Consider the following 20,662-nt stretch of genomic DNA (forward strand, 5'->3'; position numbering starts at 1 on the left):
GATACAGAGGTTTACCAATTATTTCCTGACATAATAAGAACCTGGCTTTCAGTTCCATATTTTATTTCGTTAAGAAAAATTTCTTTCCCTTCGTCCAATGGGATCATAGAAATTCCTCTGCGTTCGTATTCAGATTCAAGGGTGGAAGAGACCATTCCGGCTCCTTTCCATGGCCCCCAGTTGATGGAGATTACTTTTCCTTTTAATCTTTTATTTAAAGCTTTGGCGTAATCATCCAGTACGCTGTTGGCAGCGGCATAATCTGTCTGGCCTTTGTTGCCGTATACAGATGCGATACTTGAGAATAATACGACGAACTGGCAGTCTGTACGAAGTTGTTCAGCCAACACACGAAGCGGTTTTACCTTGGTATCAAATACACGGCCGAAAGAGCTGGTTGTCTTCTGTTTGAATAATTTATCTTCTAAAAGGCCTGCTCCGTGAATTACCCCATCCAGGCGGTTGTATTTCTCATAAATACTGCTGATCAGATTGCTTAATCCTTCTTCGTTGCAAAGATCTAATGATTGATAAATAATTGTATTTCCAAGTGCTTCCATGTCACGGATCGTGCGTAAAATCTGATTGTTTTTGAAAATTTTTGTTGTTTCTTTTTCGATCTCGGCAGGAGAAGTGAATTTTCCGGATTTTATAAGGAAAGCCCTGATTTCTTCTTTTGTCTTCATTCCTTCAAATTCTATTGCAGAAGCTTCATTTCTCGGATCTGCCGATCTTCCTACTAAAATATAAGTACATGGATAGGCCTGAGACATATGTTTCACCAATTCTGCAGTAATTCCCTGTGCACCTCCCAATACCAGTACTACTGATTTCTGATCTAACTGAATGTGGGCTTCATGTAAGCTGGTGGACAGTGGGGAAGGGATGAGATCTACCTGATGTCTTTGTTCGTTTTTATAAATAACTTCAGCCGGTTTATCGTTGGTTAATATTTCTTTTAAGGTAATATCAGCGATTTGATCCACTTCCTGAGGTGTGCTTAAGCTGATCAGTCTGCAGGTGGTGTGGTCAAACTCTCGGGCCAGACTTTTGAAAAGGCCGGGATACCCCTGATGATGACGCAATATTCGGGCATCGGTTACTTCCTGAATATGGGCAGCAATGTCAGAAATTAAATATACCCATTTCACTTTATCAAAATCTAATTTTTTAATCAGGTCAACATGATCGATAATGCTTGGTTTATCTGTAGCGGAGAACAAATCCAGCATGATCAGTCCATCAACATGAGAAAGGTCTTTTTCTGCATCTACCAATTCTGCGATGGCTCCGTGTTTTTCCAGTTCAGCTTTAATTGCTGAGGTTTGCCTGCTGTTGTCACTGGTGATTGCAAAACGTTTTCCCTGCAGAATTTCACTGTTTTGTATTAAAGAAGCCTCTGTAGGAGTGATATCAAAACGAAGACGTGATAAGACATTATTTGTTACTTCAGAGGTATCAGTCTCCTTTATTTCCTCTTCCATGCCTTTGGTTTCTCCGTTCATTTCACTGATCCACCCGGCTAAACCACGAAGGGTTTTTATTGCTGCCAGTTTTTCCATCAGATCATCTGCCTGTTCCATGTCTTTACCAAAGCCAACCTGGGCTTTAAGATCTCCGATAATTTCCATACGTTTAATAGAATCAATGCTGAGATCTGCTTCCAGGTCAAGGTCTAATCCTAACATTTCTTTCGGATATCCTGTTTTTTCACTTACGATATTCAGAATAGCGTTTTGAAGATCTTCCAGAGAGAATGCTGCTTGAGCTTGTGTTTTTGAAACCGCCGGTTCAACTGATGACCCGTTTTTTTCGGACACATCTGCTGTAGCTGCACCTGAGAATTCAGTAAGCCATGAAACGAGACCGCTTAATGTTTTTATTCCGGCAAGCTGTTCCATAACAGTATCTTCACTGGTGTTTGCATTACCCAGAGTACCCAGTTCATTACGAAGTGTTCCGATGATCTCAACTCTCTTAATAGAGTCAATACTTAAATCAGCTTCAAGATCCATTTCCATCCCAAGCATTTCCTGAGGATATCCTGTTTTGTCACTTACTACCTGTAGTAATAAGGATTTGATATCTCTTGAAGGAGTTTGTTTTGTCACAGCAGCTATTGGTCTTTCCTGCTGAACAGGCTGTACGGGAATAGCAGATATTGACTGGTGTGCAGCAACTGGTTCCGGTGAATTGTATACAGGAGCAGGGAATGCCTGAGGGTTTTGTCCCATAAAGGAAAGCATTACATCACGCTGTGCCTGTATCATTAATTTCATACTATTTAAATATTCCTGCAGCATACGTTCAGCGGTAGATTGCGCTTCAGCTGCGGGTGCCTGATGATTCGTAGTAAAATTGTTCATGGGAATAGGGTTTATGAGTGGTAATGCACCATTAGATGGCAGATTACCATGGGTTGGATGGGCAGTTTGCCCGTTAACACGCCAGATGGCTGGACTTTTCTTGTAAAGTTCAGGCTGACTAAGATCAATAATCTTCACGTTTCGGCCATCGAAAAGTTTGTCAATATTAAAGCTTCGGCCTGTTCCTAAATATTGTGCCAGCATGCAAAGCAGATGACTGAATTTATTGTGGCTGTTATCTTCAACATATAGGGTCAGCTGATCTTTTTCCAGACAGGATTTGGTCAGGCCGGTAAGTACTTTTCCTGGTCCTACCTCGATAAATATTCTTGCACCGTCATTATACATCGCCTGCAGCTGTTCTACAAATCTTACAGGCTGTACCAGATGATCGGTAAGTCTTTCTTTTATTTCTGAAGGATCTGCCGGATATACTTCTGCCGTGGTATTAGACCAGACAGGAATCTGCATTTCCGCGAAAGGAATGTCTTTCAATACTTCAGCATATAAATCCCTGGATTTTGCTAATAATGGACTGTGGAATGCACAGGCAACTTCAAGCTTTTTAGCAGAAATACCTTCCTGTTTAAGAACTTCCAGCAATTTGCTGATTGCTTCTGTACTTCCTGCAATGACACACTGTGCAGGAGCATTAAAGTTCACAGGGTAGCATCCTTCTGTTTTAGCAATAATTGGCTGAAGACGTTCCGGTGTGGCACTGGCAGCCAGCATTGAACCCGGATCTCCGCCTTCCACTGAGTCTAAGATAGACTGAGCTCTCTTAACACTTAAATCCACCAGTTTATCTTCTCCAAATACTCCTGCAAAGCACAAAGCTGGTATTTCACCATAGCTGTGGCCGGCCAGCATATCCGGAATAATGCCCAATGATTTTAAGAATTTAGCCAATGCAAGATCAACAATTCCCAGAAGAGGCTGAGCTAAACGGGTATCTTTAATGGTTTCTTTTTGTCTTTTTAAATCAGCCTCATTGAATGTTTTGGATGGGAAAACCACTTTTTCAAGCTCAGGATACTCATTAATAATTTTGCGCATAGCCGGGAAGACTACGAATAAATCACGAGCCATATTGATTCTCTGGCTGCCTTGTCCGGGGAATGTGAAGGCGACTTTACCTTCTTTTTTATTTACAGTAAAGGTGTCTTTTGTCTCAATTCCCAGTAATACCAGTTCCAGCTTCATCATCAGATCTTCAACGGTGTCTGCCACGATGCTGAACTGAATCGGTTTTTCTGAACTGATGCTTAAGCTGTATGCGATATCCTGTAATGGAATACCATCATTAATTTCTAACAAAGCTTTTACCTGGCCGGACTGTCCTTTTGCTTCTTCATAAGTATCTCCACGAAAAACAAACAATTCCGAAGGCCATGACTGCATTGCGATTGAGTTGTCCTGTTTGGGATGACTGGCAATGACTGTATGGAAGTTGGTTCCTCCAAATCCGAAAGCGCTGATTCCTGCATAACGTTTTTTTTCTGACCATAATCCACTTTCTACATGGAATGCAAACGGGCTGGTTTCAGCATTATAGTAAGCATTAGGCTGTTGAAGATGAAGGGTAGGTGGTTTTACCCCGTGGTATACAGCAAGGGAGGCTTTGATTAATCCTGCTAATCCCGCAGCACACTTGGTATGTCCGATTTGTGTTTTCACCGAACCTAAATGGGTCTGACCGGGTAAAGCCCCTGAACGGCTGAATAAATTTGTTAATGCACTCAATTCTGTTTTATCACCTACTACTGTTCCTGTACCGTGAGCTTCTACAAGACCTACGGAAGCAGGACTTATCCCTGCCTGGGAATAGGCACGCTCCAGTGCTCTTACCTGACCTATTTTTCTTGGTGCAGTAAGTCCCAGTGCTTTACCGTCACTGGACCCTCCAACTCCTTTGATCACGGAATAGATACGGTCACCATCATGTACAGCATCCTCATATCTTTTCAGAACAAGAATGGCAATACCTTCTCCAAGGGCAATACCGTCTGCATCACTGTCAAATGTAGCACATCTTCCTTTTCTGGAAAGGGCATGGGTACTGGAGAACATCAGGTAATCATTAATGCCATTGTGTAAGTCTGCTCCTCCTGCAAGAACCATATCAGATTTTCCTAATACAAGTTCCTGGCAAGCCAGATCAATAGCTGCCAATGAAGAGGCACAGGCTGCATCTACGGTAAAGTTTCTGCCGCCAAGGTCCAGGCGGTTTGTAATTCTGCCGGCGATGACATTGGCAAGAATACCCGGGAATGAGTCTTCTGTAGTATGGGGAAAAGCTTCTTTTACTTCTTCATGAAGTTCTCCGAAAACCTGCTTATAGTATCCTCTGAAACTATAGCTGTTGGCAAGGTCGTTACCTCCCTCAGCACCTATAATGACAGAAATATTTTCCCTGTTGATTTGTTTTTCACCATATCCTGCATCTTCCATGGCACGTTTTGCCACCAGTAAAGTAAGCAGTTGTGTAGGCTCAATAGCTGCCAGAGATTGTGGCGGAATTCCGAATGCCAGCGGATCAAAATCAATTTTAGGAATAAAGCCTCCCCATTTGGAATGAGACACATCTGGTCCGTCAGAATCCGGATGGTAATACAATTCTTTATTCCATCTTTCATCCGGTACTTCGGTAACACTGTCTTTTCCTAAAATAATATTTCTCCAGTATTCATTCAGGTTTTTAGCGCCCGGAAAGATACATTCCATCCCTACGATCGCAATATCCAGTGGCTTTTCTGTAGAAACCGGTTCTTCAGGTAATACTGCATTCTGAACAAGCTCAGCATTGTCTGTGATACTTTGATGAAGAGCTGCAAGTGAAATCACGCGGTTGTGCATCGTAGCTACCTGACCAATCATGTACATTCCTAAGTCTAGTTGATCATCTTTAGGAATACTGACCAGTTTATCGCCCTGGCGTTCTATACCTTTAGCCGCAATACGTAAGCGGCCTACATTTAATTTTTCAAGTTGTTCCCATACTTCTTTTTTATCCATTCCGGCAGCCAAAAGCTTTGCTTTTTCTGTGTTGAAATAGTTGGCAAATGCTGTATTTAAGCAACGGGTTTCATGTCCGGGTGCTGTTTCCAGCAAAACGGTATCTTTTGCCTGCATGGCCTGTAGTTGGAATTCTTCCTGAATGGCTCCTGTAAGTACTGCTTCATGGGTATAAAGGTAAGCGGTTCCCATCAGTACCCCTATCTTTACTCCTCTTGCGGCTAATGGTGCTGCCATAATGGAGACAAACGCTGTAGAAAATGCGTTGTGTATCCCTCCTGCAAAAAAAACACTGATGTTTTCAGGATGTTCTTCTTTCAGAATCCGTTCAATCTGCTTTTCCCAAAGTACCATACTGGAAAGGGGTCCCACATGTCCTCCGCATTCACGTCCCTCGAAAATGAAGTTTGTAGCACCTTCTTTCAGGAAAATATCCAGCAGGGCGGGCGAAGGTACATGCAGAAAAGATTTTATTCCTGCTTTTTCAAATACTTTAGCCTGGGTAGGCCTCCCTCCTGCAATAAGAACTACAGGCGGTTTTGCTTCCAGGATATAAGATGTCTGTTCTTCCCTCAGTTCGGGCGGGGCAAATCCGAGGATGCCTACTCCCCAGGTCTTATCTCCGGCAAGTCTTTTAGTTTCCATTACAAGAGCTTTTGCTGAATTGCCCTTAAGTAGTGATAATGCAACGAATGGTAAAGCTCCGGCTTCAGCTACAGCATTGGCAAATAAGGGCACATCACTTACACGGGTCATAGGTCCCTGTGCTATCGGATAGCGCAGGTTAAGTTCCTGCGCTATTGCATTGTTTTCGTTAATTACCTGAAGTGCCTTAGCCTGTTTTACATGGCCGTACATCGCTTCTTTGAATCCAAAGACTAACTTTTTCAGGGTTTTAAAATCCTCATAAAGATCTGTAGCCAGAGAAATATCCTGTCCCATCGGGATATAATTTTTGCTAAGGTCAAAACCGTTAAAGTATGTTCTGAGCTCCTCAGTACTTATCTGGTCAGGTAAAGCAGGAGAATTAGGCCTTACCAATACACGATGGCTGGCAATGATTTTAGTTTCTGTGCCGTTCAGTTTTGAGCATACATCTTTGAGTTCCTGGGGAACTGAACTTTCAGGAAAAAGAGCCAGCTGGCTGTCCAGTATGATCCCTGCTGCACCCAATGCCTTTACGGCAGCGGCAGTATGAAGACCGATTCCGCCCTGTACCCATACTGGTATGCTTTTGACTTCTTTAATAATGCGCTGAAACAGGATGAACGCTGACTCATAACCTACAAGTCCCCCGGCTTCATTTCCTTTTATAATAATTCCTTTTGCTCCGGCTCCTTCTGCCTGTAGAGCCTCTTCCAGGCTTGTTACCTGATAAATGACCGGGATTTCCATATGAAAACTGCTGGAATTTCCAAAAGGAAGGATTATAAATTTTACTTTTTGAGGAATTTTCAATGATATCTGTTTATCATTGGTAATGTGAATGCCATAAGAAGGCGGATCAATCTGGTCAAGCTGACGAAGCACTTCTTCGGCAATTGTTGTATCCTGTCCTAAACTGAGAACGGGAAATGCACCTGCCTGATGCAATTTCGGGATCAGATTAACGTCCGGTTTTTCAAAAGGAGTCAGTCCGATAATGTTTAAATTTTTCATGGCATTTATGGTATTGAAATAGTGGATTAAAAACTGTATAATAAAATATTAAATCCTTTTATATAAAGAATAATTTTTTGTTATGACGGAATAAAAATAGTTAATTTATGTTATATTTTTAATAATAAATTAAAATTGATGATTGTTTTTTAAATAAAACACTATTAACCAACAGGTTATTTGAATCAGTTTTTTGCTTTCGGTTTTTCATCGGGATGTACCCACTAATAGTCAAGGTTTTCATTGCATTATAATATTGAAATGATCACAGTAAATTATATAACAGACAATCTGTTTTTTCTACACGAAAAGTAATTGTCGTTACGATGGAATAAAAGTAATAAAATTGTATTGTATTTTTAATAATACATATGATTTAATAATAATTTTTTAACAAAAGAAATTGATTTGTTTAAATATTATTAAAATTAGCGGTTTATTTTTTTTATTCTTACAAAAAAAATGGTACAATCTGAGAGGTTTAACTATAATCGATTATAGTTGAAATAATGTTAAGCAAAGATAAGAATAAAAAATAAAATATCTCAGTCCGGTGAGATTTGTTTTCTTAATATTACAAAAAGATAATATAGCGAACGTCCATAAAAAGGCAGATGAACCGGATTTATCTGTTCAAAAAAATTAACATATCGTTTTTGAGTAAAAAAACTGCAATGTAAACTTGTAAATGGCGAAACAAAAGAAAATAAAAAATAACCCTGCCTGAAAGAGCAAGGTTAGATCTGAGTAGCTGATGAATTATTTGACCTGAATTATTTGCTTTTGAAATATAAGCTGCTTAAGGTCAAATAATCTGAACCGGAGAGATCCCGGCCAGATATTCTTCGGTGTTGATTACAGTAGAGTAGAAATAGCTTAATGCAGAAAGAAAAGAGTCTTGTACCTCTCCGGCTGGAACTGTCTTTCCCTGGATTTCCATATTTTTTGTTGCACAGGCATCACCGATAATGGTACAGTTAAAACCAAAATCTTTAGCGGCCAGCGCAGTATTTGTTTTCATAAAATAAATAATAAGTTGTCTTGGAAACTAAGATAATGAATGGTTTATCATGCAAAAATTATATGACAGGATTTTTCCGGGATCTTAAACGGTCTATTGAATATTTGCCTGCTCCTTGTACAATAAGGGTAAGACAGATTCCCAATACCAGAAGATGATATTCAAATCCTTCTGCTCCTGCGGGTATTTTGCCAAACCAGTTCATGAAAAAACCGTGGGAAGCATGGTCTACTACAATCATTCCTATGAATAAAAAGAAAACAGCAATTGATGTGAGTTTTGTACAGAGCCCTATCAAAATCAGGAAGGTTCCCAGACATTCTACGATTATTGCAGCTGCTGCAACTAAAGGGTGGAGTCCGACGTGTGTGGTCATATAATCCATCTCTCCACCCAGACCGGGCCCTCCAAACCAGCCAAACAGTTTTTGTACTGCATGCGGAAATAATACAATACCCAGAGTAAGGCGTAAAATAAATGGTCCCCATTCATTTTTGGAAGATATCATCCATTGTTTGATTTTTGTATCCATTTTTTTAAATTTTATTGGACAAAATTAGGATGGGGACATCAAATTATGATGTGATTTTTGATAAAAAAAACCTGTGCTATATATCACAGGTTTTCTGAATGATCTTTATGTTGCTGGCCTCTGAGCCGGCTTAATGTCTCTCTTGTAATTCCTAAAAAAGAAGCAATATGCTGCTGTGACAGGCGTTGTTCAAACCATCCGTAGCTTTTCGTAAATTCAAGATATCTTTCTTCAGCAGGTTTTTGCTGATATAGCACCTTCTTTTGAAGGGAAACAAAAGCCAGCATGAACATTTTACGGAAATAACTTTCCAGTGCCGGTACTTCTGTATACAGCTGTTCCAGTCTTTTTTTTTCAATCATAAAAACTTCGGAATTTTCCAATGCCTCAATATTATACACGGAAGGCTGGTTATGGATCATACTGTACCAGTCGGAAATCCACCAGTTTTCAAAAGCAAACTGTACGGTATTTTCCCGTCCGCTCGGGCTTACTTCATATTGTCTCAGACAGCCACTGATAACAAAAAAATCGTGTGTGCAGATGGTTCCCTCCTGTAAAAGATATTGCTTGCGCCTGATTTTTTTGCAGAGCAGGGAAGAGCAGATGATCTCCTTTTCCTGATCTGTCAGGGAGACATGCTGACCAATATGCTTTAATATGATGTCATAAGGGGGCATATGATGTGTGATGTTTACTCAAATATAGTTACCTTTCTATAAGCTTCTGTAAAAATAAAGACCGGGAAATCAGAATATGCTCAGTCCATATTGTTTAACCATATCCAGGATCATATGATAACCTGCCAATGAATTTCCATGCTGATCCAGTGACGGGCTGAAAACGCCAATACCTATTTTTCCGGGAACACTTACTGTAATTCCTCCTCCTACTCCTGATTTACTTGGCAGGCCAACAGTCCGGGCGTATTCACCACTGAATTCGTACATTCCGGCAACCAGCATCTGTGATTCTACTAATTTTGCGACTTCGGTATTTTTATATTTATCATCTCCGTCAAACCGTACACATTGATGGGCAAAGAAGTATCCTATTTTTGCAAGGTCTTCAGCAGTTAGTTCTATTGAGCATTGTTTAAAGTAATTATCCAGCTGGTCTTCGTTGCCTGAGATCAGTCCGTTGTTTTTCATCAGGTAAAACATCCCGCGGTTACGGTGTCCTGTGGATTTTTCAGATTCATATACCGATTTACTGTAATCAATACCAGGGTTTTTGGTAATATACCTTACCATATCCAGTATTTTAAGAAAAGGTTTCTCTCCTTCTCCTGAAATCAGGGATGTGGTAAGAATAGCACCGGCATTCATCATTGGATTGAGCGGTTTTCCAGTGGTTTCAAGGTTTGAAAAATGATTAAAAGGTTTATCAGATCCGAAATATCCCATCTTGTCAAAAATATGGGCTTCTCCTTTTTCATTCACTGCAATCATTAATGCTATGATTTTTGAAATGCTCTGCATGGTGAATTTTTTGTGTACATCTCCGGTATTGTAGATGTTGCCATTTTTATCTACAACTGAAAGTGCAATAGCTTTGGCATCCATTTTTCCCAATTCAGGAATATAATCAGCAACTTTTCCCTGGGTGTAGTACGATCTGTTTTTTTCCAGGATGCTGCTGAGGGCTTTTTCAGAGACTGTTGAAATATCTGCAGTTTTTTGTGCATATGTCACAGCATTTAAAGAAAGGAAAGCGGCTGTCAGAATTCCTTTTGCAGAAAATAAAAAGCTATTTTTTTTCATATAGAATATATTCGAATACATGTTTAAATACGTCTTGAAAAACAAAGATAAAATATTTCTTACTTGTTAGTTTTAATTGGTGTATTTTTTGTTATGAATGATGACTTAAACAGCATATAATATGAAATTTTATTTGGGAACAGGAATTATAGGTGTATCGTTGATAAGTGTACTGGGGCTTAATTCGGCAGATGCCCGTCAGCCACTAACTTTGGAACCGAAAAAAATATATATTGATTCTGATTCGTTGAAAGTTGAGAATCTGGCTAAAGAATTAAAGAAGCTGAAGCCAATCAGTGCTTATGATCTTAAAAGTAAATTTAAAAATAATATTAATGGTTTTAAGCTTACGGGGGCAGATGCATTTGAAGATAAGGAAAGAGGTTCTGGTGCTACAGCAGATTACATAAAAGGATCACAGAATATTCATATTGTCGTAACAGACGGGGCAGGTCCCGGATCGGAAGAGATCAAAGGTAATCTTCTTAATTATCTGGAGCTGAAAAAAATTGATGAGCGCGGAGACGGTTTGGATATCAAGAGTTATAAAGGCTGGGAAGCTTATTTTGATTCGAGTATGTTTAAGAATGACCGTTTTACCAGTATACAATATCTGGAAAACAACAGGTATGCTGTAGTGGTGTCTGCTAATGAAGTTCCTATAGAAGAACTTAAAAGTTTCACAGATAACTTTACCCTGCAATAATCAGAAGGATTTTATAGTTTTCCTTTGAGATGCAAATACAAAATTCAAAAGTCTCCAATCAGCAACAGCTATTGAAGACTTTTGTGATCAAAAACAAAACTTAAACGGGAGCGTTAAAGCAAAATGCTCCTTCTTTATCTTTTAATCCAGAGGTGAATTCTCTGAAGATTTATTATCCGGTTATTTTACATATTCCAAAATATAGGTGTAGGTACCTCCGGGGTATACCATTGACATGTTGGGAGCACCTGTTATAATAGTCCGGGTTTCAGGACGGAAAGAGTAGACTGTATTCGTAAATAGAGACTTGTCTTTGTTGTAGATTGTAATACGGTACACAGCACTGATATTATTAATGATTGTTGTGTTCAGATCATTAAGGGTTACTGAAGTGCTCACTCCATCTGCTGCAAAAGATCCTTTAAAGCTGTAAACCGGCTTGTCATCAACCGTTACATTTGTCACAGACTCCTCTAAGGAAGTTATGGCAGAGGATCCTAATTTTTTCCATGTACCCCCGTTTAATACACTTCCAAATGAACCTGAATTATCATAATAATAGAAGCCTTTTGTAAGGGTACCCTTGAGTTTACCGCCACCCGGAGGTATTGTCCCACCTTCGGATACATTATAGACCAGAAACCCGTCATAAAGTGATGGGTAGTTTTGCGGGGAAAAAGGGGCAGATCCTCCGAACTGGCTGAAACTGGTAAGCTTTACTCTTGGAAAGAGTAGTCCTTTACCCAGGTTATCACTATCATTATATTCAGGATTAGATGAAGCATCAATGAATGCAGAGCTGCTCTGAGCATTAGAAAATAAACTTCCGTTTGCCATTCTCAGGCCTATCTGGCCAAATGAAAATATTGATAAAAATAATACAAATGCCGATAAGTATTTTTTTTCCATTTTTATAATTTAAAGATTAAATTCCAGAAAGATTGATCCATGGAGACAGATATTTTCCCGGGTCATTCGGGTCAGGGGTGTTTTTATCCCCAATGTACATAAAGACCTGAGTGTATCCGGAATATACTCTGGCAGCCGGAGAATAGTCCCGGGTTCCGGGAAGGTCCGGCTCTCCTTTCTTGTGAACTCCTACCGGAAGCGGATTGTTCCGGTAACTGGTGTTGGAAACATATATTTTTTTCCCGACAGGAAAATCATTGGAATCCCATGGAAGCAGAAGTTTAACAGTACCATTATCTCCTTTTCCCGAAATAAGAATAATATCGTCATCAGGCTTTACTTCATATAAGTAAATTCCCGGATTCAGAGGAGTGCCTGGTACATCAGCGGTAGATATTTTACGTATATTCATTGTGGAACCACTTGTAGCACTTACCCATTTCTGCAGGGTATGGTTGTAGTAGAATATACCGGTGCTCCTGATTTCTGAAGCCTTTCCTGTATAGCTGGCGTTATAGGTGACCGGCTGGGTTATAAACACCATGGTGCCATTCTGGGCTTCTCCATAAGCATTTTCTCTTGCTTTAATTTCATCAGCAGTAAAACGGGGTAATAACAGACCATCAGGAGTGTTGTTCTCGTCCTGTTTTACAATATCAAGAGTCGCTTTAGGTGTTTGTGTATTGATTCCGACCTGAGCGCTGATGTGTGCTGAATATAGCAGTAAGGTAGCTATAAATATATGTTTTTTCATAGATTTATGTTTTTTATTGTTAGATTTATTCAGTTTTTCTTAATTGAGTTTTTATTTTTCATTGGTATTGATAATATATATTATTTATTAAACTTATTTGTTTTATTTGGTTGTTTTTATGTGTTGTTTGTAAGTAATCGTTGATTTTGTTGCAAAATTAATACCTGTTTCGAATTAATGGTTTTAAAACAACAAAACCTTAACTGACATATCGTCAATATTAGTTTATGTTTTTATAATGCGTTGATTTTTAGTATTTTATTTAATTCTCCTGGTCTTGATAAAAATATTGATTCATGATGATTTTATATTGAAAAAAGAAATGAAATATGAATTCAGCAAAGGAATAGAGATGTGTAGAGGTTAAAAACTGATCTTTAATAGTTATCATAGTGAAGATAGTTCATAGTCTTCCTTATATAACTTACGGACACGGCAAGCGCATTGAAAAAACCTTTTATTTACATACAGTAAATGGTTTACGATTATCGTTTGGCTTTGTGTGAAAAGAAGAATGGTTTCAGAAATACCAGGATGGGTAGTATCGGTTTTGGATTAAAATGGGGGAGCCCAGATTTGGAAGAAGATGTAAACTTGTTGAATCATTTTAAGTAAAACAAGCTTCTTATATTTTCATTTATTTTTTTTACCTATTTTGTTGGAAAGTTTAAAATCTTATGAAGATTTTAAATTTATTTCGTCGGATTTAGTTTTTTTAATGCATTTTTTCTTGAAAATAAGTTTTAAAATGATCTTTTTTATATTTATTTTAAAGCTTTATTATTTTTATTTAATTAATTGATTTATAGTAATTTGTGTATATTGTAAAAGTTTTTTGATATTTTGTCAGTTCTGTTTTTTACCTTTTTATCTATGATTGAGAACAGCATATTATAATTTTGCCATGTAAAACAATTCCCTTATTTCTTAATGTTTCCTGTGCTGATTTCTTCGCTCAGTACAATTTTAAAAATTTGTTGGATTAATAAAGGTTAGCAAAATTAGAATAAAATAATATTAAAAAATGATATGCGAGTAAGAAAAATGATAACAACGCTTTCTATGATAGCTTTTATGCATAGTTATGCTCAGGTAGGAATAAATACTACTCAGCCCCATCCGTCATCAGCACTGGATATTGCAGGAGATAATAAAGGATTTTTACCTCCAAGAATTACATTAAAAGGGACTACAGATAATGTAACTATACCCGATCCTGCAAATGGGCTTTTAATTTATAATACAGCATCAGCAGGAAGTGGTATAAATACCGTAATTCCCGGATATTATTATTGGAATGGCAGTATGTGGGCTTTATTAGCAAATTCATTAAATACGTGGAGTACATCAGGAAATTCCGGAACTGATCCGCAATACAATTTTATAGGAACTCAGGATGATAAGGATTTGGTATTTAAGCGTAATGGAATTATATCAGGACGTTTTTTTAAAGAAAGTATAGGGTTGGGCACTAAGGCTTTAGAATCCCTTTCTCCAACCACACGCTTTAATATTGGGATCGGTAGTTTTAGTTTGGCTAAAAATGTTTCAGGGGAACACAATGTTGGAATAGGGATGAATACTCTTGCTGAAAACAGGACAGCTTATAATACAGCTATCGGATCATCAGCCCTGAGCAGGGTTTCTTCAGGAGATGCCAATACAGCTGTGGGAAACGGGGCATCACAAAATTTAATATATGGACGGATGAATACCAGCATAGGCCATAATTCTTTTTATAATGGTGTTACGGGAAGTTATAATACAGGCATCGGAAGTTATACGCTATACAATAACGGTTATGGTGAATATAATACAGCAGTGGGTGTGGAGGCATTGAATAAAACACAATATGGAAGCTTTAATACAGCATTAGGAAACAAGGCACTGTATAATTTAAAGCCTGCTGCAGTGAATGTAGGAGATAAAAATGTTGCATTAGGAAGCAATGCAGGAGATAATCTTGTTTCAGGAAGTAATAATATCATGTTAGGGGCAGATACCAAAGCAGTAAATACTTCGGGGAATAATCAGCTGAATATCGGAAATGGGATTTATGGGATAAATATGGGAAGTAATACCCAGCGTGTAGGAATCGGAATATCTGCTCCTGCAGCTGCTTTTCATAATAACGGAACTACTGCATTTACAGTGGGGACGCAAGGAACGGACAAAACTGTAATTTTGTTAAGTGATGGAATCTTTACTCCTCCTGATGCGGGTAGTAGTAATGGAGTACTATATATTATAAGAAATACCGGAACTGCAACGATTAAGATAAATAATATAGTGGATTATGGCTCTACAGCTGCCGGTCCTTTTCTCTTGACAGGTGCAGTAACCATTATCAGTAACGGAACTGACTGGTACAGAATTCAATAGGATAGTAAATAGGTAAAGAAGATTCTGTATATCCGGACAAAGTTAAATTGTTTATATAAAGCATGTCAGGCTATTGAGTTAATGGTATGTCTTTAAATAAATGATTGACTCTTCGGTAAACTGTTAATGAACAGTAAAACGCCATCGCTTCAAGTGATGGCGTTTTGTTGTTATAATAAATTATATACGCTTTGCAATGGTCGGGGTTATCTTTGAAAAAATCGGACTGATATTTGAATATTGAATTATAAGCTGCTGTTGTCTGCTGACAATAATGTAAAAATATTCACTCAACAATATTTTAACCCATACTAATATGATTGTTATTAATAGTTTTAATGAATATAAGTGTCTTGAAGGCCAGATGATCGGAGTTTCTGCATGGCATACCATAGACCAGGACCAGATCGACAGATTTGCAGATGCCACATTGGATTATCAGTGGATACATACTGATAAAGAAAAAGCGGAAAAGGAAGGTCCGTTTAAATCAACGATAGCCCACGGCTATCTGACATTATCTCTGATCCCATATCTATGGAAACAGATTGCCGATGTGAGGAATGTAAAAATGGAAATCAATTACGGGATCGAGAACCTTAAATTCGGACAGCCCGTTCTGGTAGACAGCGAGGTAAGACTTCAGGCTACTGTAAAGTCGGTAACAGATCTCAGAGGAACGGTAAAAGCAATAGTGGAAGCGAAACTCCTTATAAAGAATGAAACAAAACCGGCGTATACCGGAGATGTTATTTTTCTTTACCATTTCTCCCAGGAGGTTCTCTAAGAGTTGCTTTAACTAAAAATTTTATACCTATATTCTTATTTATTGCTGCTTTAAAGAATGGTATTGAGGAGTAACTTAACTGTTTCAAGAAATATTTATTATTATAGCAATAATTTTTACTTTTTAAAAATACCGTAATTACCTGTTTTTTTGTCTTCTTTAATGATATAACTGTCTTTTAACTGAAGTACCCAGCCATTTCCTTCAGCTCTTTGTTCTTCTGTTTTTGTAGGAATACTAACGGAAATTTTGCTCCAGTCCGGACTCATTAATGCTCCATTCCCGACTTCAAGAATGCCCCAATTGTCCGTAACCCTGATCGTAGGGTAGACAGTTCCCTGGCCTTCTATGGCTAAAATGTTCCTTGGATCAAAAGAGACATTCATTTTTTCAAATTTAATTTCTAAATGGGGCTGTTCAATAAACCTTGCCTGGTATTCAGCGATCTGTTCTTTTATTTTATTCTCCCTTGCCTGTTCTTCCGTGGCAATTATAACTCCATTATAATGATGAGCGTTTTTTTCGGAAGCCGATTTTAAATCTGTCGGGATACTGATTTTAAAATTTTTAATGAAAAAATCAGAAATGCTGGTATTTGTTGAGATCTTCTGATTCCACAATTTATTCTTTACACTTAATAGATATCCGTAAACGGGAATGGTGTAGTAAGCAAAAGATCTGATATAGGTAGGATTTGAGTAAAAAGTATCTATAGAACTGATAAAATGTTTCTTAGCCTGTTCTTGATTTCTTCCGCTGATCATGAATCCGGTGTATTCGGCAATTCCTTCATTCATTTCCAGTTGATTTTCAATAGCTGCTGATTCCGGAAAAAGAGAATTTCTGTATTTCCGGAAAATAAAAGCGTTGGTCAGGTGTTTTTTCTGTTCTTTTTCCGAATCAGAAAGAACCGCTTTTTTAAGGGCTTCCAATTCCATCCGAAGATATATCCTTCCTTCTTTCTGATCCAAATGATTACTCTCCTTATTGCTATGGACGAATCCTAAAGAAGGTTGTGCCTTGTGGAAAAGTTCATGTGCCAGCAGATTTATCCTGTCATAATGATCTTCAGGTAAAGGTAACATAATCATTGCCCAGGATTTTCCATTCCATTGGATTGATGTATTGGCAATATTCATATTGTCAGGTAATTTACCTGTGTATATATTGTTTTGAAGCTTAAAAATGTTATCCGGGTCGGGTTCATTACTGTAGATGTACCGTGTTTTAGGATCAACGAGAAGAATACTTCCATATAAATCTTTGTTCCATAATGTAAATCCTTTTTTAGTGGCATTTTCAATCTCCCTGAAATAACCGGAAATTTTCTCCGGATGTACAAGCATTGGCTCTTGCCCAAATAATGACGTGCCCTGAATTAAACATAAAAATGCAAAGAAAACTTTGTTCATTACCACTTCTTTAGAGATGAATAACCATAGAATATTTTGTCGTTTTTAAAGTTACTGAAAAACTGATTTATACAGAGGTTTAAAAATTAAAATAAATGTGTTGAGTATAATATTGAAAAAATAAAGGATGTAATAACAGTCCTTGAAGTTGTGAGCTAAAAAAAGACTACCTTTCGGGTAGCCTCTCTTTTTTAAGGACATTGGGAGATTTGAGCTTCACTGCACACTGTTTTGTTTAATCTCTCACAATACACACAATAAATTTTAGGTGCCCCGCCGTAAACTGATTTTAATTGGCTTTTGTTTAACTTCTTTAAATTTTTCATATTGTTTTAATTTATGGTTTAATAAATCTATAAAGTTTCTAACGGGATCTTTAATTTTTTATTATGAAATTAAAAATAAAATATTTCAGGTAACGACCTGAGACCTGTATTGTTTACAGCATATATACTTAAAGATTCATCAGGAATGCTCGTACCGGACAGGAGTAAATTTTTTTATTCCATTGATTCCATCCCGAATTTCTGTAAAATTGTGACAGCCATTTGCTTTCAGGATGCTAGCGGCAGTTATACTCCGGTAACCTCCCTGACAATACATATAAAAATGACTGTTATTCTCAATATCAGGAATCCATTGACTGATTTGGTCTAACGGTTTATTAATAGCTCCATCCACATGTCCGGCCAGATATTCGTTCTCTTTACGGACGTCTATAATCAGTTTATTGTTATTTACGATTTCAGTGACAAATTTTTCAGGTGTTATTCTTTCGATCATTTCTATTTTCTCTCCGGCATTTTTCCAGGTATCAAATCCGCCGTCTAAATAACCTGATACATTGTCAAAACCAATCCGTCCCAGTCTGATGACCGTTTCTTTTTCTTTACCGGTTTCTGTAACGAGTAGAACAGGAGTCTTTACATTACCGATTAAAGCTCCGACCCATTGTGCGAAATTTCCATCAAGTCCTATATTTACTGAACCTGGTATAAATCCGCAGGCAAAATCATTATGGTTTCTGGAATCCAGTATCAATACATTCTCACAGACCATTTTAACTTTAAAGTCTTCTATAGACAGCGGTTTCATTTCCCGGTGTAAGACATTATCGAAATGTTCATATCCTTGCTTATTCATCGCTGCATTCATTTCAAAATATCCGGGAGGAGGTAATAAACCATCTGTAACAGCTTTTATAAAAGATTCCTTATCGGGCTGGTTCAGTGCATAATTGGTCCTTTTTTGATTTCCGAGTGTGTCGGTTGTTTCTTTCATCATATTTTTACCACAGGCAGACCCTTCGCCATGCCCCGGGTATACAATAATATGATCGGATAGAGGTAATATTTTGCTGTACAGGCTTTCATAAAGAATTCCCGCCAGCTCTTCTTTACTCAGGTGGGTTGCTTTCTGGGCAAGATCTGGTCTTCCCACATCACCTAAAAAGAGACTGTCTCCGCTGAATAAGGCTGTGTCTTTTCCATCTTTATCGATGAGCAGAAAACATGCACTTTCCATAGTATGTCCCGGAGTATGGATCAGTTTAATGGTAACATCACCCAGTTCAAAAACCTGTCCGTCTTCTGCAATTACAGCTTTGTACTCTGGCTCTGCTGTAGGACCATATATAATAGGAGCTCCTGTTCTTCCGCTTAAATCAAGATGTCCGCTGACAAAATCTGCATGAAAATGAGTTTCAAAAATATATTTAAGTTGTACATCATCTTTTTTAAGCTTATCCAGGTAAGGTTGTATTTCCCGTAAAGGATCTATAATGGCTGCCTCACCATTGGAAGTGATATAATAGGCTCCGTGTGCCAGGCATTTCGTATAAATCTGTTCTACTTTCATTGATCTGTTTTAAAAGTTATAAAAATCCTGCTTTGGCGGCTTTGTTTCCGAGTGAAGTTAGTTGAAAAGATAGTGAATAGAGCCGGTTACAGATCTATATAATAATCAATGTTCTTTATAAATTTTAGTTAATGTAATAATAGAAGTGAATCCTACAAATTTATTATATAGAACAAGCCACCAAAGCGGATTTAATTTTATTCTTCAGGCCAGCCTGAAATATTTATCTGAGATCAAAGGTATTTATTAATTCTGTTCAAGTCCAGTAGGTTTTATTCTAAAATATACCGAAATCCACTAATAGTAATTTATTTTAACGGTATGTATTGATGAGATGAGGATCAATTTAACTATTTGGCAAATAAATTGTTGCATTTATACAGAAGTGTAGATATACTTCAGATTTTATCACCATTTAAAATTATTATTATGAAAAATTATGTTGTAACGCTTTTTGCGGCGGTTACCCTGGTAGCCTGTAAAAAAAATGAAACGACAACTGCCTATTCTTCTACAGATAGTGCAGCTACAGACAGTATGGCCACTATGCCAGTCTCTCCTGATTCCGGAACGGCAGTAAGTGATTCTGCGAATGCAGCCAATACCAATGGTATGAAGAATACCCTTAGTGATCAGGACAAGAAGTTTGCAGATGCAGCTGCACGGGGAGGAATAATGGAGGTCATGATGGGAGAGCTTGCAGGAACTCATGCTACTAATCCTGCAGTCAAATCGTTGGGTGAAATGATGGTCAAAGATCATAGTAAAGCCAATGATGAGCTTAAGAAATGGGCTTCCACGGCAGGATATAATTTACCAACTGGCCTGGATGCAGAAAAACAGAAGAAATACGATGATCTGAAGGCAAAAAACGGAGCTGAGTTTGATCGTATGTACACCGACCTTATGGTTAGTGATCATAAAAAAGATATAGAAGAGTTTAAAAAAGCAGGAGCAGAAAGTAAGGATTCATCCTTAAAAGCATTCGCAAATAAAACTCTTCCGACGCTGGAACATCATTTAATGGAGTCGGAAAAAGCAAAAAAAGCGGTCAGATAGGAATATCGGCCGACACCTCAAAGAAAGTGTATCTGTTGACTGATAGATACACTTTTTTACTTTATTATATTATTGCTGAAGTAGTTTCCAATGGCTATCTTACCATAAAGGATTCGGGCCTTCCCTTAAATTCTTTTTTACATTCCGGGCTGCAAAATCCATAAAGAGATCCTTTATAGACCAGCGTATCATTCAAAGATTCTGAAGTCTTCATATGGCAGACGGGATATACCGTATTAATCACTGCCACATCTTTAAGCATTTTTTTCTGTTCCATTCCTTTAGCTTTTTCCTGTTGACAGGAACTGACAATAAATATCAAAAAACAAATGATCATATAGTTTTTCATAAGTGAAGAAATAATGTTATTATTTAAAATAGTCAAGTTACTTTATAATACAAAGCTTCATTATGATCTCAGTCAGTTATTGAATTAATAT

Annotated in this window: 15 protein-coding genes; 4 read left to right on the forward strand and 11 right to left on the reverse strand. The window is 37.8% G+C overall.

Annotated elements, in window-relative coordinates; all coding sequences use genetic code 11:
* Positions 1-11: 11 nt before the first annotated feature.
* The 5 genes from DRF59_RS06520 to glsA form a co-directional block, all read right to left on the reverse strand.
* Positions 12-6,923 (reverse strand): SDR family NAD(P)-dependent oxidoreductase, encoded by a 6,912-nt coding sequence (locus tag DRF59_RS06520; protein WP_407643385.1) that lies wholly within the window; start codon positions 6,921-6,923, stop codon positions 12-14.
* 922 nt (positions 6,924-7,845) lie between these two features.
* Positions 7,846-8,061, reverse strand: coding sequence for a cysteine hydrolase family protein (locus DRF59_RS06525; RefSeq protein WP_185144905.1), 216 nt, complete (start codon positions 8,059-8,061; stop codon positions 7,846-7,848).
* A 58-nt stretch (positions 8,062-8,119) separates the two neighbouring features.
* Positions 8,120-8,593 (reverse strand): DoxX family protein, encoded by a 474-nt coding sequence (locus DRF59_RS06530; RefSeq protein ID WP_115957967.1) that lies wholly within the window; start codon positions 8,591-8,593, stop codon positions 8,120-8,122.
* A gap of 83 nt (positions 8,594-8,676) precedes the next feature.
* Complete coding sequence (locus DRF59_RS06535; RefSeq protein WP_115958197.1) at positions 8,677-9,273, reverse strand: Crp/Fnr family transcriptional regulator; 597 nt, start codon at positions 9,271-9,273, stop codon at positions 8,677-8,679.
* 69 nt (positions 9,274-9,342) lie between these two features.
* Complete coding sequence (glsA, locus tag DRF59_RS06540; protein WP_115958199.1) at positions 9,343-10,356, reverse strand: glutaminase A; 1,014 nt, start codon at positions 10,354-10,356, stop codon at positions 9,343-9,345.
* Between the two features lie 121 nt (positions 10,357-10,477).
* On the opposite strand from glsA, the gene DRF59_RS06545 reads away from it, so the two are divergent.
* The gene (locus DRF59_RS06545; RefSeq protein ID WP_115957969.1) at positions 10,478-11,062 is read left to right on the forward strand and encodes a hypothetical protein; all 585 of its coding nucleotides are present in this window, start codon (positions 10,478-10,480) and stop codon (positions 11,060-11,062) included.
* Positions 11,063-11,242: 180 nt separating this feature from the next.
* Here the strand turns inward: DRF59_RS06545 and DRF59_RS06550 are convergent, their stop codons facing one another.
* Both DRF59_RS06550 and DRF59_RS06555 read right to left on the reverse strand, forming a co-directional pair.
* Complete coding sequence (locus tag DRF59_RS06550; protein WP_115957971.1) at positions 11,243-11,971, reverse strand: hypothetical protein; 729 nt, start codon at positions 11,969-11,971, stop codon at positions 11,243-11,245.
* Positions 11,972-11,987: 16 nt separating this feature from the next.
* Complete coding sequence (locus DRF59_RS06555) at positions 11,988-12,725, reverse strand: hypothetical protein (RefSeq protein WP_115957973.1); 738 nt, start codon at positions 12,723-12,725, stop codon at positions 11,988-11,990.
* A gap of 1,044 nt (positions 12,726-13,769) precedes the next feature.
* Here DRF59_RS06555 and DRF59_RS06560 point away from each other — a divergent pair.
* On the forward strand, positions 13,770-15,107 hold the full coding sequence (locus DRF59_RS06560; RefSeq protein ID WP_123873656.1) for an autotransporter outer membrane beta-barrel domain-containing protein: 1,338 nt from the start codon (positions 13,770-13,772) through the stop codon (positions 15,105-15,107).
* A gap of 316 nt (positions 15,108-15,423) precedes the next feature.
* Complete coding sequence (locus DRF59_RS06565) at positions 15,424-15,894, forward strand: MaoC family dehydratase (protein ID WP_115957977.1); 471 nt, start codon at positions 15,424-15,426, stop codon at positions 15,892-15,894.
* Positions 15,895-16,010: 116 nt separating this feature from the next.
* Here the strand turns inward: DRF59_RS06565 and DRF59_RS06570 are convergent, their stop codons facing one another.
* The 3 genes from DRF59_RS06570 to DRF59_RS06580 form a co-directional block, all read right to left on the reverse strand.
* The gene (locus DRF59_RS06570) at positions 16,011-17,306 is read right to left on the reverse strand and encodes a hypothetical protein (protein ID WP_115957979.1); all 1,296 of its coding nucleotides are present in this window, start codon (positions 17,304-17,306) and stop codon (positions 16,011-16,013) included.
* A gap of 191 nt (positions 17,307-17,497) precedes the next feature.
* Entirely contained in the window at positions 17,498-17,632 is a 135-nt protein-coding gene (locus tag DRF59_RS21255; protein ID WP_115957981.1) for a bacteriocin-like protein, read from the reverse strand.
* A 139-nt stretch (positions 17,633-17,771) separates the two neighbouring features.
* Positions 17,772-19,163: an MBL fold metallo-hydrolase gene (locus DRF59_RS06580; protein WP_115957983.1), complete on the reverse strand. Its 1,392-nt coding sequence runs from the start codon at positions 19,161-19,163 to the stop codon at positions 17,772-17,774.
* Between the two features lie 429 nt (positions 19,164-19,592).
* Between DRF59_RS06580 and DRF59_RS06585 the strand changes: the two genes are divergently transcribed.
* The gene (locus DRF59_RS06585) at positions 19,593-20,222 is read left to right on the forward strand and encodes a DUF4142 domain-containing protein (RefSeq protein ID WP_115957985.1); all 630 of its coding nucleotides are present in this window, start codon (positions 19,593-19,595) and stop codon (positions 20,220-20,222) included.
* 94 nt (positions 20,223-20,316) lie between these two features.
* Here the strand turns inward: DRF59_RS06585 and DRF59_RS06590 are convergent, their stop codons facing one another.
* Entirely contained in the window at positions 20,317-20,499 is a 183-nt protein-coding gene (locus DRF59_RS06590) for a YHS domain-containing protein (protein WP_115958201.1), read from the reverse strand.
* Positions 20,500-20,662 lie beyond the last annotated feature (163 nt).

Source organism: Chryseobacterium flavum, from assembly GCF_003385595.1.
Classification (GTDB): domain Bacteria; phylum Bacteroidota; class Bacteroidia; order Flavobacteriales; family Weeksellaceae; genus Chryseobacterium; species Chryseobacterium flavum.

Excerpts from the sequence above, each read along its gene's own strand:
- DRF59_RS06545 (WP_115957969.1), top strand. The coding sequence starts at position 10,478 with ATGAAATTTTATTTGGGAACAGGAATTATAGGTGTATCGTTGATAAGT.
- DRF59_RS06580 (WP_115957983.1), bottom strand. The coding sequence starts at position 19,163 with ATGAAAGTAGAACAGATTTATACGAAATGCCTGGCACACGGAGCCTAT.
- DRF59_RS06565 (WP_115957977.1), top strand. The coding sequence starts at position 15,424 with ATGATTGTTATTAATAGTTTTAATGAATATAAGTGTCTTGAAGGCCAG.
- DRF59_RS06525 (WP_185144905.1), bottom strand. The coding sequence starts at position 8,061 with ATGAAAACAAATACTGCGCTGGCCGCTAAAGATTTTGGTTTTAACTGT.
- DRF59_RS06585 (WP_115957985.1), top strand. The coding sequence starts at position 19,593 with ATGAAAAATTATGTTGTAACGCTTTTTGCGGCGGTTACCCTGGTAGCC.
- DRF59_RS21255 (WP_115957981.1), bottom strand. The coding sequence starts at position 17,632 with ATGAAAAATTTAAAGAAGTTAAACAAAAGCCAATTAAAATCAGTTTAC.
- DRF59_RS06570 (WP_115957979.1), bottom strand. The coding sequence starts at position 17,306 with ATGAACAAAGTTTTCTTTGCATTTTTATGTTTAATTCAGGGCACGTCA.
- DRF59_RS06550 (WP_115957971.1), bottom strand. The coding sequence starts at position 11,971 with ATGGAAAAAAAATACTTATCGGCATTTGTATTATTTTTATCAATATTT.
- DRF59_RS06555 (WP_115957973.1), bottom strand. The coding sequence starts at position 12,725 with ATGAAAAAACATATATTTATAGCTACCTTACTGCTATATTCAGCACAC.
- DRF59_RS06535 (WP_115958197.1), bottom strand. The coding sequence starts at position 9,273 with ATGCCCCCTTATGACATCATATTAAAGCATATTGGTCAGCATGTCTCC.
- DRF59_RS06560 (WP_123873656.1), top strand. The coding sequence starts at position 13,770 with ATGATAACAACGCTTTCTATGATAGCTTTTATGCATAGTTATGCTCAG.
- DRF59_RS06590 (WP_115958201.1), bottom strand. The coding sequence starts at position 20,499 with ATGGAACAGAAAAAAATGCTTAAAGATGTGGCAGTGATTAATACGGTA.
- DRF59_RS06530 (WP_115957967.1), bottom strand. The coding sequence starts at position 8,593 with ATGGATACAAAAATCAAACAATGGATGATATCTTCCAAAAATGAATGG.
- glsA (WP_115958199.1), bottom strand. The coding sequence starts at position 10,356 with ATGAAAAAAAATAGCTTTTTATTTTCTGCAAAAGGAATTCTGACAGCC.